The organism is Janthinobacterium sp. GW823-FHT03B06, assembly GCF_058796955.1.
Genome location: NZ_JBXAJE010000001.1, coordinates 175,044 through 189,182, shown reverse-complemented (window position 1 = coordinate 189,182; position 14,139 = coordinate 175,044). Strand labels below are relative to the sequence as shown.

Below are 14,139 nucleotides of genomic sequence, written 5' to 3'. Positions count from 1 at the left end.
ATTGAATCGCAGCGCCAAGACGTTGACCATGGCGTTATCCGATCAACCGAGAACGCCTACCATGTCCAAATCGAAATTCTTCCGCGTCGCCACCGAAGGCGCCACCACGGACGGCCGCAACATCGACCGCGCCACCATCGAGCAGATCGCCGCGACCTACAACCCGAAAACCTACGGCGCGCGCATCTGGCTGGAACACATCCGGGGCATCCTGCCCGACAGCCAATTTAAAGCCTACGGCGACGTGATCGCGGTGAAGGCCGAGGAAGTGGACACCGACAGCGGCAAGAAACTGGCCCTGTTCGCGCAGATCGAACCCACGCCGGAGTTGGTCGCCATCAACAAGGCGAAACAGAAGCTGTACACGAGTCTGGAAATCCAGCCTGACTTTGCCGACACGGCGCAACCCTATCTGGTCGGCCTGGGCGTCACCGACAGCCCGGCCAGCCTGGGCACCGAAGCGCTGCAATTCTCCGCCAGCCGCAAGCAGCAAAGCGCCAACCTGTTTACCTCCGCCGTCGAGGTGACGCTGGAGTTTGATGAGCCGCAGGGCACCAAGCTGGCCGACGCCGTGAAAAACCTGCTGTCGCGCTTTTCGAATAAATCCGGCGCCGACGCGGCGCAGTTCGCGGACATCAGCGAGGCCGTGCAGGCGTTGGCCGGCCACGTCGTCACCGTCAACGACAACTACGCGGACGCCGTGACGCGCCTGGAGAAAGCCGAAACGGCATTGCAGGCCACGCAGGACGAGCTGGCCGCCTTCAAGGCGCAAATGGACGAAGCGCCCGGTAACGGCCCGCGCCGCCCGGCCGCCACCGGCAACGACGGCGCCGTGCAGACCGAGTTTTAAGCGCCCGCGCCATTCCACGACACCCCAATCAACAACGGAGCAATTATTTATGAAAAAGCAAACGCGCCAGGTCTTTGGCCAATATGAAACCCGCCTGGGCCAACTGAACGACACGGACAACGTGGCCAAGACCTTCAGCGTCACGCCCAGCGTGCAGCAAAAGCTGGAAAACAAGATGCAGGAATCGAGCGAATTCCTGTCGAAAGTGAACATCATCGGCGTGGGCGAGCAGGAAGGCGAAAAGCTGGGCCTGGGCGTGTCCGGTCCGATTGCCAGCCGCACCAACACCAAGGACAAGGAACGCGAAACGCGCGACCTGTCCACCCTGGACAGCACCAAGTACCGCTGCGAGCAGACCAACTTCGACACGCATTTGAGCTATGCCAAGCTGGACGCCTGGGCCAAGTTCCAGGACTTTCAATCGCGCGTCGCCAATGCCATCTTGACGCGCCAGGCGCTGGACCGCATCGTCATCGGTTTCAATGGCGTGAAAGTCATGGCCACCACCGATCTGGCCGCCAATCCGCTGCTGCAGGACGTGAACAAGGGCTGGCTGCAGCACCTGCGTGAACAGGCGCCCGAGCGCGTGCTGGGCCTGGTGGCAGCCGGCATGCCGGGCAAGGTGGTCATCGGCGACGTGGACGGCGCCGACTATGCCAACCTGGACGCGGCCGTCACCGATGCCGTCAACCTGCTGGACCCGTGGTATCAGGAAGACACCAACCTGGTGGCCATCGTCGGGCGCAAGCTGCTGAACGATAAATACTTCCCGCTGGTCAACACCAAGCAGGCGCCCACGGAAACCCTGGCGGCCGACATCATCATCAGCCAGAAACGCATCGGCGGCTTGCCGGCGGCGCGCGTGCCCTACTTCCCGGACAACGCCATCCTCATCACGCGTTTCGACAATCTGTCGATCTACTTCCAGGACGGCGCGCGCCGCCGCCGCGTGGTGGACGAACCGAAGCGCGACCGCATTGAGAATTACGAGTCGTCGAATGACGCCTACGTGATCGAAGACCTGGGCCTGGCTGCGCTGGTGGAAAACATCGAGCTGAAAGACAAGTGATGAGCAACCAATCCCCCGCCCTGCGCCACCGCGCGCGCATGCTGGCCGAGCGCACGGCCGGCGCCGCCGCGCCGCAGGGCGTGACCACCGGCACGGCCTACGAGCTGATGCTCTACAAGCTGGCCGACGACCGGCGGCGCCTGAAAGCCATTCAGTCGGTGGAACGCAAGATCGAGGTCAAGGCCACCTTGCTGCCCGACTATGCACAGTGGATCGACGGCGTGCTGGCCGGCGGCAAGGGCGCCCAGGATGACGTGTTTGCCACCCTGCTGGTGTGGCACATCGACACGGGCGAGTACGACCGCGCCCTGGTCATGGCCGAATACGCGCTGGCGCACAAGTTCACCCTGCCCGACACCTACAGCCGCGACATCGCCACCCTGATGCTAGACGAGTTCGCCGAAGGCTATTTGCACGGCAAGCTGGCCGCCGATCCGCAGCACGCGGCCCAGGTGCTGGGCACCGTCGAGCAGTTGACGGCCGCCAGCGACGCGCCCGACCAGGCGCGCGCCAAGCTGCACAAGGCCATCGGTCTGGCCATGATCGCCGTGCTCGATCAGGCGGACGAGACGGACATCGCCCCGGAACTGGTGGCGCAGGCGGAAAACGCCATGGCTCAGTTGAAACGCGCGCGCGCCCTGTCCGAGTCCTGCGGCGTCAAGAAAGATATGGAACGGCTGGAGCGGCGCCTCAAGCGCGCGGCCGGTTCCACGTAAAGAGCATCCCCCGCAGCACGGCGACACGGGGGGATTCTGGCTAATTCATTTGCCTGATGAACCCCGTCCACCGCCCCCTTTTTGAAAGCGCCCCGTATGTCCTTCATGGCCCTGCCCCCGTCCATCCCACCCGGCACCACCCCGGCGCCGCCCGCGCCGGCCGCTGGCATCATCGAGAACGACGGCTGGTTTCCCGACATCCTGCTCACCGATATGCGCGACGCCATGCGCCTGGATGGCACCGTCACCGACGCGCGCCTGGTGCAAGCCGTGGTCGATGCCATCCTGCAGGTCAACCGCGAACTGGCCGACTGGCAGGGCAAGCAGGCTGCTGCCGGTATCGCCGCCCTGGTGGACGTGCCGGCCACACGCATCAACCGCGAATCGCGCTTGCTGGCGCAGTACCGGCGCGCCGTCTACAGCACGGCGAAAGCCGATCTGATCGAGCGTTACCGCGACTACGACAGCACGGCCACTTCCGTGAGCGACAAGAAAAGCATGGAGTGGCTCGACGACGCCCCCGGCGCGCAGCGGCGCAATGCACAATGGGCCATCGCCGATATGGTCGGCCGCACGCACCTGACCGTGGAATTGATCTGATGCAGGTGCGCACGCGGCAGCACGACACGGTGGACGCCCTGGTATGGCGCTACCTGGGCGACGGCGCGGGATACGTCGAGCAGGCCTTGGCGCTGAATCCCGCCCTGGCGCGCCACGGCGCCGTGCTGCCGGCCGGCCTGGTCGTCACCTTGCCCGAGCCGGCGCCCAGCACGGGACAGGTGGCCGCCGCCGATCTTGTGCAGCTATGGGACTAAATTTTTTAACAACACCTCTACTTATCCTCATCATGGAGAAACAAGCAATGTCCGCAGAATCGTTTGGTGGTTTCGCCACCCTGGTCAAACTGTACGGCTTCAAGGCGGCGCTGGGCATGGTCGGCGCCGCCATGCTGTACATCGTGCTGCCACCGCTGAACAGCGACGGCACCTTCAACAAGGGCGAATTCGTCGCCCGCCTGGCTTGCGCGGGCGTGTTCTCGTGCCTGCTGGGCGGCACCGTGTACCAGCTGCTGTGCGCCCAGCTCCCGGCCATCGGCGCCATGGTCAACGCCTCCGCCATCGATCTGATCGTCGGCGCGCCCGGCTGGTGGGTATCGCGCGCCGTCGCTCTGTGGTTCCAGCGCCGCAGCGACAAGGACATCGCCGAGCTGGTCAAAGACGCGAAGGAGCATTGATGGCCACCATGGAAAACCCGCTGATCGCGCACGTCATCGACGCCATCCTGCGCGCCGAAGGCGGCTATGTGAACGACCAGCACGACAAGGGCGGCGAAACCAATTACGGCATCACTGTCGCCGTGGCGCGCGCCAACGGCTATCAAGGCCCGATGCGCGAGCTGCCCGTTGCCCTGGCGCGCGCCATCTACACGGCGCGCTACATCACGGAACCCAAGTTCGACCAGGTGCTGGCCCTGCATGCCGGCATCGGCACCGAGGTGATCGACACGGGCGTGAACATGGGACCGCACCGCGCGGCCGAGTTCCTGCAGCGCTGGCTGAACGGTTTTAATGACACGGGCGCCCGCTATCCCGCCCTGTTCGTCGACGGCCGCCTGGGTGCGCAGTCGCTGGGTGCCCTTGCATCCTTCCTGAAATGGCGCGGCCAGGATGGCGCCGCCGTGCTGCTGCGCGCCCTGAACGGCCTGCAGGCGGCGCGCTACCTGGAAATCACCGAAGCCAATAAGACCCAGCGCCGTTTTCTGTTCGGCTGGATCAAGGAAAGGGTGGCCATGTGAGCACCACCACCTGGCGCCCGCTGGCCGCCTGCCTGCTATGCGGCACCCTGGCTGGCTGGACGGCGCAGGGCTGGCGCAAGGAGGCCAGCATCGCCGAGCTGCAGCGGGAGGCCGCCACCGACAAGAAAACCGCCGCCACCGCGCTGGCCCGGGCCACCGCCCGCGTGCTGACGCTGGAGCGCGCCGCCGGCGCCGCCCTGGCACAGCGCGCCGACCACCTCAACCAGGAGCAATCCCATGCAAAAACTGAACGCGACCGTTTCAATGCTGATCTGCGCAGCGGCGCTGTGCGCCTGTCAATCCCCGTCGCCGGCGGCCACTGCGCCACCACTGCAGATACCGCCGCTGCCGCAGGCCATCGGCACCAAACGCGCGCCGAACTTGACCCAGCGACTGCGGCAGCTCTTGACGCCATTGCCGGCGACGGCGACGACGCCGCCCGCCAGCTGAACGCCTGCATCGACGCCTACAACCTAGTACGAGACACCTACCATGTACAAACCGAATAGCCTGCGCCAGCACCTGGCCGCCGCGATTCCCCAGTTGCAGCGCGACCCCGACCGCCTGCTGGTCTTCGCCGACGAGGGCAACGTGGTGGCGTCAGCCACCGCCTCCCTCTCCTTCGAATACCGCTTCAAACTCAACCTGATCGTCACCGACTACGCGGGCGACGCCGACGCCATCATGGTGGCCCTGATCGCCTGGCTCAAAGTCCACCAGCTCGACCTGATGGCCAACGAGGAAACGCGCAAGCACGGCATCGCCTTCGAGGTCGATTTTAATAACCATGAAACGGTCGACATTTCCATCAAGCTGGACCTGACCGAGCGCGTGGCCGTCAAGGCCGGCGAGGCGGGCCGCCTCGACATCAAGCACCTGGCCGAGATACAGCACATGCCGGCTTACGCGGACGACTTCTGGAAGCTGTATGCCGGCGACACCCTGCTGGCCGAATGGCGCACGCCCGAGGCAACGCCATGAGCGACGACCTGCACGCGCTGGAAGCCTGGGCCGGCGCCCTGCTGGCCAAGCTGCAGCCGGCCCAGCGCCGCGCCATCCATCACAAGGTGGCCATCGACTTGCGCCGCAGCCAGGCGCAGCGCATCAAGGCACAGCAAGGACCGGACGGCACGGCCTATCCGGCGCGCAAGCGGCGCAAGGAATTCAAGGGGAAGAATGGACGGATCAAGCGGCAGAAGGCGGCGATGTTCTCCAAGATTCGCACCGCCAAACACCTGAAGGTGAAGGCGACTGGCGACCAGATCGAGGTCGGTTTCCTTGGCTGGGTGGCGCGCGTGGCGCATGTGCATCAGTTTGGCCGGCAAGACCGCGTGTCAAAAAAAGGGGCCGTCTACAAGTACCCGGAGCGGCCGCTGCTGGGGTTAAGTAGAAAGGATCGCACATTGATCCGCGAATCTTTTCTGCTCCACATGAGAAAAAACTAAGCGGCTGCAACGTAAACTTCAACTGACATTCGTTATCAAATGAGTTAGAGTTGAGAAAGTAAAAACACCGCCTCTTTGAATATTGCATTTAAGATAACTATAATTGCAAATTATTTAATATTAATTTTTTATCGGAGATTTAGTGGAAAATGTAAAAGTCGTTATTAAAGATATTAAAAGCATTAAGCATGCAGCGCTTGAATTGCCGTTAGAAAGTGGCGTATATTGCTTTGTTGGAAATAATGGATGTGGGAAAAGCACCTTACTACTTGCACTTTCACAATTAACGAGCAAGTATAGGTTAAGGGCATTACGAGCAGAAGATTTTACAGATCAATCTTATGTGGGTTTCGATTATTCAGATAAAGTAGACAGCTGGAAATTTTCAAACGAACAGTGGAGAACAGAAACACCCTTCCAAAAAATTAGATTCAATGGAATGTACGAAGGAAGCCTATTCTACGGAACGAGATTTAGTGACTCTAGAATAGTTGATAGTCTACTAGAAGAAAACAAAATATCCGCAGAGGAAATTGTTGAATCTGACGACTATATAAAAGAAAAATTAAGCTTCATCCTGCATGGCAATTACAATCACTACAAGACATTAAAAAGAATTAAAAATAGAGGAATTGCAAGGAAGTTTGATCTTGCCAATGTACCTTATTTTTACATGGTTGGTGAAAAATTAATTAGTCAATATCGGATGAGCTCTGGCGAGTGCCTACTAATATCGTTATTGCATTTTGTATATAACGCAATTATTAGAAAATCACTTCCTGTGGATCAAAAAATTTTAGTGTTGATTGATGAAATAGAATTGGCCTTACATCCTATTGCAGTAAGCCGCTTTCTTGATTTATTGAAGGATCTTCACGATGGACATGGAAATCTCGTTATCTATCTAACATCCCATGCGCCGGACGTCATTCGAAAAATTGACCCTAAGAACATGTTTATGTTGAGAAATAATGATGGGAATTTAGACTTAATAAATCCGTGCTTTCCTAGTTATGCAATTCGCGATGTATATAAACATGATGGATTTGATCATTTATTGTTGGTAGAAGACGCCTTGGCAGCATGTATTGTAAATAAAATTTTATTAACAAATAAGTTGAAGGATAGCAAATTAGTACATGTGGTTCCAGTTGGCGGATGGCATAATGTTCTTCAACTACACAAAGATTTACTGATGCACAACGTCCTTGGTTTAGGCAGAGAGATAACAAGTATACTTGACGGAGATATTGCCGCAGATGTTGGAATTGATTTTAAATCAATGCGGAAATTATTTTTACCTATAAAGAGTGTCGAGAAGTTTCTATACGCCATGATTTTCGAGACAAAAAATTCCTCAATCAAAAAAATATTGAATGATAAATATTTTACCATTCAATCCATAGATGACCTTCTTTCCGAGCATCATACAAAGTACAAAACAACGCCAGACAACCCAGATAAAAAATTCTATTTCCGAATGAAGAAAAACCTACAGGAACGCGGAATTTCTGAAGATGTTTTTATGCAAAGCTTGTGCGATGACATAATGCGAGAAATTGATTTTTCAAAATTTGAAACGGCTCTTGCAAAGTTGCTTTTAACCAGCAAACAAGCCTGATTTATCCTACGCCGCCCAATCTTAATTATGTGTCAATCTTTTAAACTGAAAATTTAAACCATTCAATTTTCATAGCAATTTTACATGTTAATGATTTTAAAAAATTGTTTCTGTCTGCCTTGCGGTAGCGACCATCCACACGTTTCCTCTAAGTGGAAAGTATGAGTTTAGACCTCACAGTCTGCCGTGGTCACTAATCCGCATATCAACCCGCCCCCGCGTGCATCCGCACGCGGACTTCGGCAACATGCACTGCATGAACGCCGACCTGTCCGACCTCCTCCGCTTGCTGCAAAACCTGATCCGCCTGGGCACCATTGCCGAGGTCAAAGGGGCCAAGGCGCGCGTGCGGCTCGGGCCGACACTCACCACGGAATGGCTGAAATGGGCCGCCCGACGTGCCGGCAGCACGCGCACCTGGTCGGCGCCCACGGTCGGCGAACAGGTGATCGTCTTTTCCCCCGGCGGCGACCTGACGCGCGGCATCATCCTACCGGCTCTGTATTCCCAGGAATTTGACGCGCCCGAGTCCAGCGACAGCATCCACACCACCCACTACCCCGACGGCGCTGTGGTGCAGTACGACCACGCGGCACACGCCTTAACCGCCGTGCTCCCCGGCGGTACCGCCACCATCACCGCCGACAAGGTCACGTCGAACGCCCCCAGCACCATCTGCACGGGCGACCTGACCGTCATGAAAAACCTGATCGTCAAACAGTCCGCCACCGTGGAAGGCGCCACCGCCCTGAACGGCGGCGTAAATGCCAGGGCCGGCGCCGCTGGCGGCGTGGCCATGGCCGTGCAAGGAACAATCAAGGCCAGCGAGGATGTGCTGGCCGGCGCCATCAGCCTGGCCAAGCATGCGCACGGCGGCGTCAAAGCCGGCGGCGATCAGTCGGGCGGGCCGCAAGCATGATGGGCATGCACGCCGCCACCGGGCGCAGCCTGACGGGCCTGGGCCACCTGCGCCAGTCCGTGGCCGACATTCTCACGACGCCGATGGGTTCGCGCATCCGGCGCCGCCGCTATGGTTCCGAAGTGCCCGAGCTGATCGACCAGCCCTTGAACAGTGCGACGCAGTTGCGCATCTATGCCGCCACCGCCTTTGCCCTGCGCCGCTGGGAGCCGCGTTTGCAGCTCGCCAGCGTGCAGCTCACGCGCGACACGGACGGCGCCATCGCGCTGCTGCTCGATGGCACGGCGAATGGCCAGGGCATCACGATGGCCGTGCCCGTCAAGCAAGGGGGCGCTGTATGAGCACGCCTATCGACCTGACCCAATTGCCGGCGCCGAGCGTGGTCGAGGTGCTGGACTTCGAAGCCATCCTCGCCAACCGCAAGGCACACCTGGTCAGCCTGCTGCCGGAAGCCGAGCGCGCGGCCGTCACGGCCCTCTTGGCCCTCGAATCGGAGCCGGCCACCAAGCTGCTGGAAGAAAACGCGTATCAGGAAACCATCCTGCGCAACCGCGTCAACGACGCGGGCAAGGCCGTCATGCTGGCGTTTGCGCTCGATGGCGACCTGGACCAGCTGGGCGCCAACGTCAACGTGGCGCGCCTGGTCATCACGCCGGCCAATCCCAACGCCCTGCCGCCCGTGGCGGCCGTCATGGAAGACAACGACGCCTACCGCCTGCGCATCCAGGAAGCGCCGGATGGCCTGTCCGTGGCCGGCCCGAAAGCCTCCTACGAGTTCCATGCACGCAGCAGCGACGGCCGCGTCAAGGACGCGAGCGCCACCAGCCCGGCGCCGGCGCACGTCGTCGTCACGGTGCTGGCGAACAATGACACCGGCATCGCCGACGCCGAACTCTTGGCGACCGTGGCGCGCGCGCTCAACGCCGAGGAAGTGCGCCCCCTGGGCGACCGCCTCACCGTGCAGGCCGCCCAGGTCATCGACTACCAGATCGAAGCCACCTTGTATATCGGCGTCGGCCCGGAAGTGCCGATTCTGCTGGCCGCCGCGCGCGCCAACGCCGTGCGCGTGTCGCAGCCGCGCCGCCCGCTGGGCCACAGCATTTATCGCTCCGCCTGCAGCGCCGCCGTGCACGTCGAGGGCGTGCGCAAGGTGGTGCTGGCCAGCCCGGCGGCGGATATCGAACTGAACGCCACGCAGGCCGCGCGCTGCACCGCCATCAACCTGAATGTGGTGGTGCTCGATGAATAAGATCGTGGCCACCCTGCCGCCGAATACCACCGCGCTCGAGCGCGCCATTGCCATCGCCTGCGCCGAGCTGGTCAACGTGCCTGTGCCGCTGCGCGACCTGTGGAGCACCGACCGCTGCCCCGTTACCCTGCTGCCGTTTCTGGCCTGGGCCTGTTCCGTCGACCGCTGGGACGACGCCTGGCCCGAGTCGATCAAGCGCGGCGCCATCAAGGCGTCCTATTTCATCCACAAGCACAAGGGCACGATTGCCGCCGTGCGCCGCGTGGTCGAGTCCCTGGGCTATCTGATCCGCATCACCGAATGGTGGCAGACCACGCCACCGGGCGTGCCTGGCACGTTCCGCCTTGACGTCGGCGTGCTCGACACCGGCATCACGGATGCCATGTTCCAGGAAATGGAGCGCCTGATTGCCGACGCCAAGCCCGTCAGCCGGCATTTGACGGGCCTGGCGCTGTATCTGGAAACCCGTGGCCAGGTGCGGATCGGCTTGAGTACCTATCACGGCGATGCGATGACGGTGTATCCGTGGATCGCCGAAGAAATCGAAGTGCGCGGCACGCTGTTGCAGGGCGGCGCCCCCCATACCATTGACACCATGACCATCTATCCATGAGCACATATTTCGCTATTCTGACGCAGGTGGGCGAGGCCAAGCTGGCCAACGCCATCGCCCTGGGCCAAACCCTGAAACTGAAAAAAATGGGCGTCGGCGACGGCAACGGCGCCCTGCCGATCCCGGACCGCTTGCAAAAGGCGCTGGTGCGCGAAATGCGCCGCGCCGACCTGAACCAGCTCGCCATCGACCCGGCCAACGCCAGCCAGATCATCGTCGAGCAAGTCTTGCCCGAGGACGTGGGCGGCTGGTGGCTACGCGAAATCGGCATCTACGACGAGGCGGGCGACTTGTGTGCGGTTGCCAACTGCCCTCCCAGCTACAAGCCCCTGATGGTCGAGGGCAGCGGCCGCACGCAAGTGGTGCGCGTGGTGCTGATCGTCGCCAGCACGGCCGCCATCGAGCTGAAAATCGATCCGTCCGTGGTGCTGGCCACGCGCAAGTATGCCGACGACAAAGCCGCCGAGGCTGTCATGGCGCATGAGGCGAAGGCCAACCCGCACCCGCAGTACCTGAGCAAGATCGACGGCGAGGCCAAGATCGCCGCAGCGATTGCCGCCCTGGTCGATAGCTCGCCGGAAACCTTGAATACCCTGGCCGAACTGGCCGAAGCGCTGGGACGCGATCCGCATTTCGCTACTACCATCACCAATGCGCTGGCGTTGAAAGCCCCGCTCGACTCACCGGACTTCACCGGCACTCCACGCGCACCGACGATCCCCCACGGCGACAATTCCGCGCGTCTCGTCAATGCCCGCGCCCTGGTCGAGGCGACGCAGGGCCGTGCCGGCGTGCAGGGACTGGTGGGCGCGAACAGCGTCGCTTCGCCGGCGAACAAATTTACCGTGTCCGCGCTCGCCGTCACGATGCGCAACCCGACCACCGGACAGACCATCACGAAATATGCCACCGGCGCCCTGACGGCGGACGTGTCCGTGGTGGGCGCGAACGGCCGGGATCAAGCGGCCGTCATTGCCGGCACCACGTCGGTGCATCTGCACTTCATCTTCAATCCCGCAACGGGCGTCACCGCCCTGCTGTGGAGCCTCTCGGCGGACGCCCCGACGCTGCCGGCCGGGTTCTCCTTCTTCGCCTATGCCACCACCGTCCGCTACCAGGGGGCCAACGTCATCACGCCGATGATCGTCCGTGGCGCCAAAGTCTTTTACGCCAACGACTCCAGCGCAACGCGCGTGCTGAGCGGCGGCTCAGTGACCTCCCCACCCGCGCCGGTTGACTGCTCCCAGTACGTCCCGGCGAACGCGACAAGGGCAATCCTGCACTGCGAGCTACAGCTATCTAGCTCATCAACAGCGATGTTTTTGCTATCCATCGTCGTCCTGGGCATGCAGTTCGCGCCGGTGCAATTTTCCATCGCCACGCCCGACACCTACATGCAAGGCGCAGGGACTGTCGAGATTCCCCTCGACAGCGCCAGGCGCTTCAACTACGCCATCACGGCCGGAGCTAAGGGTGGCGCCTATATCGCCGTCATGGGCTATATCGTTCCCAATGGAGATTGCTAAGTGAAAAATTCATTTCGTGCCCCCATCACGCACGTCCTCAAGGCCTGGGGCTTTGTCGATGCCAACGAAGTGGGCGACCTGTCGCGGGCCGAACCCCTGAGCTTCAACCTGGTGCCCGGCGACTGGCGTCTGGTCGATGACGTATGGATCGCCGTTCCAGCAGCTTTGCCCCCGGCACTTACCGCGCCTGACCCGCGCACCCCATCCACCGATTACCCAATTGAACAGGAGTAGCAAGAATGGCCACCGACTACCACCATGGCGTGCGCGTCATTGAAATCAACGAGGGTTCGCGCCCCATCCGTACCGTCTCCACGGCCGTGCTGGGCCTGATCGCCACGGCCGACGATGCCGATCCGGCTGCCTTCCCGCTCGACACGCCCGTGCTCGTCACCAACGTGCTGGCCGCCATGGGCAAGGCCGGCAAGACCGGCACCCTGTATCGCGCGCTGGAGGCGATTGCCGCGCAGACCAAACCGCTGACCATCGTGGTGCGCGTGGCCGAAGGCGAGACGGAAGCGGAAACCACCACCAACGTGGTGGGCGGCGTATCGCCGGACGGCAAGTACCTGGGCGTGAAAGCCTTGCTGGCCGCGCAAAGCAAGCTCGGCGTCAAACCGCGCATCCTGGGCGCGCCGGGCCTGGACACCAAGGCCGTCACCAACGCCCTGGCCAGCGTGGCGCAGCAACTGCGCAGCTTCGTGTACGCCTCCGCGTATGGCTGCAGCAACGTGGTGGCCGCCACCACCTATCGCGGCCAGTTCGGCCAGCGCGAGGTGATGATTATCTGGCCCGATTTTGTGAACTGGGATACCGCCATCGATGAAGAGGCCAGCATTTCCGCCGTGGCCTACGCCATGGGCCTGCGCGCCAAGATCGACGAGGAAACGGGCTGGCACAAGACTCTGTCGAACGTGGTCGTCAACGGCCCGACCGGCTTGACCAAGGACGTATTTTTCGACCTGCAAGACCCGGCCACCGACGCCGGCGTGCTCAACGCCAAGGAAGTGACCACCCTGATTAACATGGGCGGCTACCGCTTCTGGGGTTCGCGTACCTGCGAGGCACCGGGCGGCTTTTTCTATTTCGAGAACTACACGCGCACGGCCCAGGTGCTGGCCGACACCATCGCCGAGGCACATTTCACCTTTGTCGATCTGCCCTTGCACCCATCCCTGGTCCGCGACATGTTGGAAAGCATCAACGCCAAATTCCGCGACCTGAAATTGCAGGGCTACATCGTCGACGGCCACGCCTGGTATGACGAGCAATACAACGACAAGGACACCTTGAAGGCGGGCAAGCTGGCCATCGATTACGACTACACGCCCGTGCCGCCGCTGGAAAACCTGCGCTTCCAGCAGCGCATTACCGACCGCTACCTGGCCGACTTCGCCTCGCGCATCGCCGCCTAAGCATCCAATCACCACCCTGCCCGCGCCCACGCGGGCGCAACTGAACAACGGAGAACGCTATGGGTCTGCCCCGCAAACTGAAAAATTTCAACCTGTTTCAAAACGGCGTGTCCTTCCTGGGCATGGTGCCCGAAGTCACCCTGCCCAAGCTGAGCCGCAAGATGGAAGAGTACCGCGCCGGCGGCATGAGCGGCCCCGTGTCCGTGGACTTCGGCAACGAGGCGCTGTCGCTGGAATGGAGCGGCGGCGGCCTGATCGCCGAAGCGCTGAAACAGTACGGCGCGCACACGCACGGCGCCGTGCAACTGCGCTTTGCCGGCGCCTACCAGGAAGACGATGACGGCACGGTCGCCGCCGTCGAGGTCGTCGTGCGCGGCCGCTACAAGGAAATCGACATGGGCACGGCCAAGATGGGCGACGACACCACCCATAAATACACGATGGCCTGCAGCTACTACAAGCTGCTGATCGACGGCGCCACCGTCATCGAACTGGACTTCATGAGCGGCACCGAGAACTTCGGCGGAGGCGACACCAACGCGGCCATCCGCAAGGCCATCGGCCTGTAATCTCTTTTTTAATTACCCCTACCCTACAAGGACAACACCATGACCAACGACACCCAAAACCAAGCCGTCATCGAACTGGACGAGCCGATCAAACGCGGCGACACCTTCATCACATCGCTGACCGTGCGCAAGCCCAAGGCGGGCGCCCTGCGCGGCATTTCCCTGATCGAGCTGGCCAACCTGAACGTGTCGGCCCTGCAGATCGTGCTGCCGCGCATCACCGAACCGACCCTGACCGCGCACGACGTCGCCAACATGGACCCGGCGGACTTGCTGGCCGTGGGCGCCGAGGTTGCCGGTTTTTTGGCGAGCAAAGCCGATCGCCTTTCGGTATCCCCGGCGAAGTAGAAGAC

General features: G+C 61.2%; 20 protein-coding genes. All 20 read left to right on the top strand.

Translation table 11 applies throughout. From position 1 onward, the window contains the following. Positions 1 to 61 precede the first annotated feature (61 nt). The 20 genes from AC1RBA_RS00925 (at position 62) to AC1RBA_RS00830 (ending at position 14,134) form a co-directional block, all read left to right on the top strand. Positions 62 to 850, top strand: a complete 789-nt coding sequence (locus tag AC1RBA_RS00925) for a GPO family capsid scaffolding protein (RefSeq protein ID WP_492416065.1) — start codon at positions 62 to 64, stop codon at positions 848 to 850. 49 nt (positions 851 to 899) lie between these two features. After that, on the top strand, positions 900 to 1,919 hold the full coding sequence (locus tag AC1RBA_RS00920) for a phage major capsid protein, P2 family (RefSeq protein WP_492402183.1): 1,020 nt from the start codon (positions 900 to 902) through the stop codon (positions 1,917 to 1,919). Beyond that, positions 1,919 to 2,635, top strand: coding sequence for a phage terminase small subunit (gene gpM, locus AC1RBA_RS00915; RefSeq protein ID WP_492416063.1), 717 nt, complete (start codon positions 1,919 to 1,921; stop codon positions 2,633 to 2,635). Before AC1RBA_RS00920 ends, gpM begins: the two co-directional genes overlap by 1 nt. Before the next feature lie 96 nt (positions 2,636 to 2,731). Next, positions 2,732 to 3,235, top strand: coding sequence for a head completion/stabilization protein (locus tag AC1RBA_RS00910; protein ID WP_492416062.1), 504 nt, complete (start codon positions 2,732 to 2,734; stop codon positions 3,233 to 3,235). Next, positions 3,235 to 3,450, top strand: a complete 216-nt coding sequence (locus AC1RBA_RS00905) for a tail protein X (RefSeq protein WP_492416061.1) — start codon at positions 3,235 to 3,237, stop codon at positions 3,448 to 3,450. The genes AC1RBA_RS00910 and AC1RBA_RS00905 overlap by 1 nt, the downstream gene beginning before the upstream one ends. Positions 3,451 to 3,497: 47 nt before the next feature. After that, positions 3,498 to 3,869 (top strand): hypothetical protein, encoded by a 372-nt coding sequence (locus AC1RBA_RS00900; RefSeq protein WP_035820867.1) that lies wholly within the window; start codon positions 3,498 to 3,500, stop codon positions 3,867 to 3,869. Beyond that, positions 3,869 to 4,429, top strand: a complete 561-nt coding sequence (locus AC1RBA_RS00895; protein ID WP_492416060.1) for a glycoside hydrolase family 108 protein — start codon at positions 3,869 to 3,871, stop codon at positions 4,427 to 4,429. The genes AC1RBA_RS00900 and AC1RBA_RS00895 overlap by 1 nt, the downstream gene beginning before the upstream one ends. Next, positions 4,426 to 4,938: a lysis system i-spanin subunit Rz gene (locus AC1RBA_RS00890; RefSeq protein ID WP_492416058.1), complete on the top strand. Its 513-nt coding sequence runs from the start codon at positions 4,426 to 4,428 to the stop codon at positions 4,936 to 4,938. The genes AC1RBA_RS00895 and AC1RBA_RS00890 overlap by 4 nt, the downstream gene beginning before the upstream one ends. Next, complete coding sequence (locus tag AC1RBA_RS00885; protein ID WP_492416056.1) at positions 4,922 to 5,410, top strand: phage tail protein; 489 nt, start codon at positions 4,922 to 4,924, stop codon at positions 5,408 to 5,410. The genes AC1RBA_RS00890 and AC1RBA_RS00885 overlap by 17 nt, the downstream gene beginning before the upstream one ends. Then, a complete protein-coding gene (locus AC1RBA_RS00880; RefSeq protein WP_492416054.1) occupies positions 5,407 to 5,874 on the top strand; it encodes a phage virion morphogenesis protein in 468 nt (155 codons plus the stop codon). The genes AC1RBA_RS00885 and AC1RBA_RS00880 overlap by 4 nt, the downstream gene beginning before the upstream one ends. 142 nt (positions 5,875 to 6,016) lie before the next feature. Then, positions 6,017 to 7,495 (top strand): ATP-dependent nuclease, encoded by a 1,479-nt coding sequence (locus AC1RBA_RS00875; RefSeq protein WP_492416053.1) that lies wholly within the window; start codon positions 6,017 to 6,019, stop codon positions 7,493 to 7,495. 247 nt (positions 7,496 to 7,742) lie between these two features. Next, positions 7,743 to 8,414: a phage baseplate assembly protein V gene (locus tag AC1RBA_RS00870; protein ID WP_492416051.1), complete on the top strand. Its 672-nt coding sequence runs from the start codon at positions 7,743 to 7,745 to the stop codon at positions 8,412 to 8,414. Beyond that, positions 8,411 to 8,755 (top strand): GPW/gp25 family protein, encoded by a 345-nt coding sequence (locus AC1RBA_RS00865; protein ID WP_492416050.1) that lies wholly within the window; start codon positions 8,411 to 8,413, stop codon positions 8,753 to 8,755. The genes AC1RBA_RS00870 and AC1RBA_RS00865 overlap by 4 nt, the downstream gene beginning before the upstream one ends. Further along, positions 8,752 to 9,663: a baseplate assembly protein gene (locus AC1RBA_RS00860; RefSeq protein ID WP_492416048.1), complete on the top strand. Its 912-nt coding sequence runs from the start codon at positions 8,752 to 8,754 to the stop codon at positions 9,661 to 9,663. The genes AC1RBA_RS00865 and AC1RBA_RS00860 overlap by 4 nt, the downstream gene beginning before the upstream one ends. Further along, a complete protein-coding gene (locus AC1RBA_RS00855) occupies positions 9,656 to 10,276 on the top strand; it encodes a phage tail protein I (protein ID WP_492416046.1) in 621 nt (206 codons plus the stop codon). Before AC1RBA_RS00860 ends, AC1RBA_RS00855 begins: the two co-directional genes overlap by 8 nt. Further along, positions 10,273 to 11,802, top strand: a complete 1,530-nt coding sequence (locus AC1RBA_RS00850) for a phage tail protein (protein ID WP_492416045.1) — start codon at positions 10,273 to 10,275, stop codon at positions 11,800 to 11,802. Before AC1RBA_RS00855 ends, AC1RBA_RS00850 begins: the two co-directional genes overlap by 4 nt. Further along, positions 11,803 to 12,036, top strand: coding sequence for a hypothetical protein (locus AC1RBA_RS00845; RefSeq protein WP_492416044.1), 234 nt, complete (start codon positions 11,803 to 11,805; stop codon positions 12,034 to 12,036). Positions 12,037 to 12,041: 5 nt separating this feature from the next. Beyond that, on the top strand, positions 12,042 to 13,217 hold the full coding sequence (locus AC1RBA_RS00840; protein WP_492416043.1) for a phage tail sheath protein: 1,176 nt from the start codon (positions 12,042 to 12,044) through the stop codon (positions 13,215 to 13,217). A gap of 59 nt (positions 13,218 to 13,276) precedes the next feature. Then, complete coding sequence (locus AC1RBA_RS00835) at positions 13,277 to 13,786, top strand: phage major tail tube protein (protein ID WP_492416041.1); 510 nt, start codon at positions 13,277 to 13,279, stop codon at positions 13,784 to 13,786. 39 nt (positions 13,787 to 13,825) lie between these two features. Then, positions 13,826 to 14,134, top strand: a complete 309-nt coding sequence (locus AC1RBA_RS00830) for a phage tail assembly protein (protein WP_492416040.1) — start codon at positions 13,826 to 13,828, stop codon at positions 14,132 to 14,134. Positions 14,135 to 14,139: the final 5 nt, after the last annotated feature.

Bases quoted from the DNA above. Each gene is read 5' to 3' on its own strand.
- AC1RBA_RS00880 (WP_492416054.1), top strand. From the start codon at position 5,407: ATGAGCGACGACCTGCACGCGCTGGAAGCCTGGGCCGGCGCCCTGCTG.
- AC1RBA_RS00840 (WP_492416043.1), top strand. From the start codon at position 12,042: ATGGCCACCGACTACCACCATGGCGTGCGCGTCATTGAAATCAACGAG.
- AC1RBA_RS00855 (WP_492416046.1), top strand. From the start codon at position 9,656: ATGAATAAGATCGTGGCCACCCTGCCGCCGAATACCACCGCGCTCGAG.
- AC1RBA_RS00835 (WP_492416041.1), top strand. From the start codon at position 13,277: ATGGGTCTGCCCCGCAAACTGAAAAATTTCAACCTGTTTCAAAACGGC.
- AC1RBA_RS00860 (WP_492416048.1), top strand. From the start codon at position 8,752: ATGAGCACGCCTATCGACCTGACCCAATTGCCGGCGCCGAGCGTGGTC.
- AC1RBA_RS00865 (WP_492416050.1), top strand. From the start codon at position 8,411: ATGATGGGCATGCACGCCGCCACCGGGCGCAGCCTGACGGGCCTGGGC.
- AC1RBA_RS00905 (WP_492416061.1), top strand. From the start codon at position 3,235: ATGCAGGTGCGCACGCGGCAGCACGACACGGTGGACGCCCTGGTATGG.
- AC1RBA_RS00910 (WP_492416062.1), top strand. From the start codon at position 2,732: ATGTCCTTCATGGCCCTGCCCCCGTCCATCCCACCCGGCACCACCCCG.
- AC1RBA_RS00900 (WP_035820867.1), top strand. From the start codon at position 3,498: ATGTCCGCAGAATCGTTTGGTGGTTTCGCCACCCTGGTCAAACTGTAC.
- AC1RBA_RS00920 (WP_492402183.1), top strand. From the start codon at position 900: ATGAAAAAGCAAACGCGCCAGGTCTTTGGCCAATATGAAACCCGCCTG.
- gpM (WP_492416063.1), top strand. From the start codon at position 1,919: ATGAGCAACCAATCCCCCGCCCTGCGCCACCGCGCGCGCATGCTGGCC.
- AC1RBA_RS00830 (WP_492416040.1), top strand. From the start codon at position 13,826: ATGACCAACGACACCCAAAACCAAGCCGTCATCGAACTGGACGAGCCG.
- AC1RBA_RS00870 (WP_492416051.1), top strand. From the start codon at position 7,743: ATGCACTGCATGAACGCCGACCTGTCCGACCTCCTCCGCTTGCTGCAA.
- AC1RBA_RS00925 (WP_492416065.1), top strand. From the start codon at position 62: ATGTCCAAATCGAAATTCTTCCGCGTCGCCACCGAAGGCGCCACCACG.
- AC1RBA_RS00850 (WP_492416045.1), top strand. From the start codon at position 10,273: ATGAGCACATATTTCGCTATTCTGACGCAGGTGGGCGAGGCCAAGCTG.
- AC1RBA_RS00895 (WP_492416060.1), top strand. From the start codon at position 3,869: ATGGCCACCATGGAAAACCCGCTGATCGCGCACGTCATCGACGCCATC.
- AC1RBA_RS00885 (WP_492416056.1), top strand. From the start codon at position 4,922: ATGTACAAACCGAATAGCCTGCGCCAGCACCTGGCCGCCGCGATTCCC.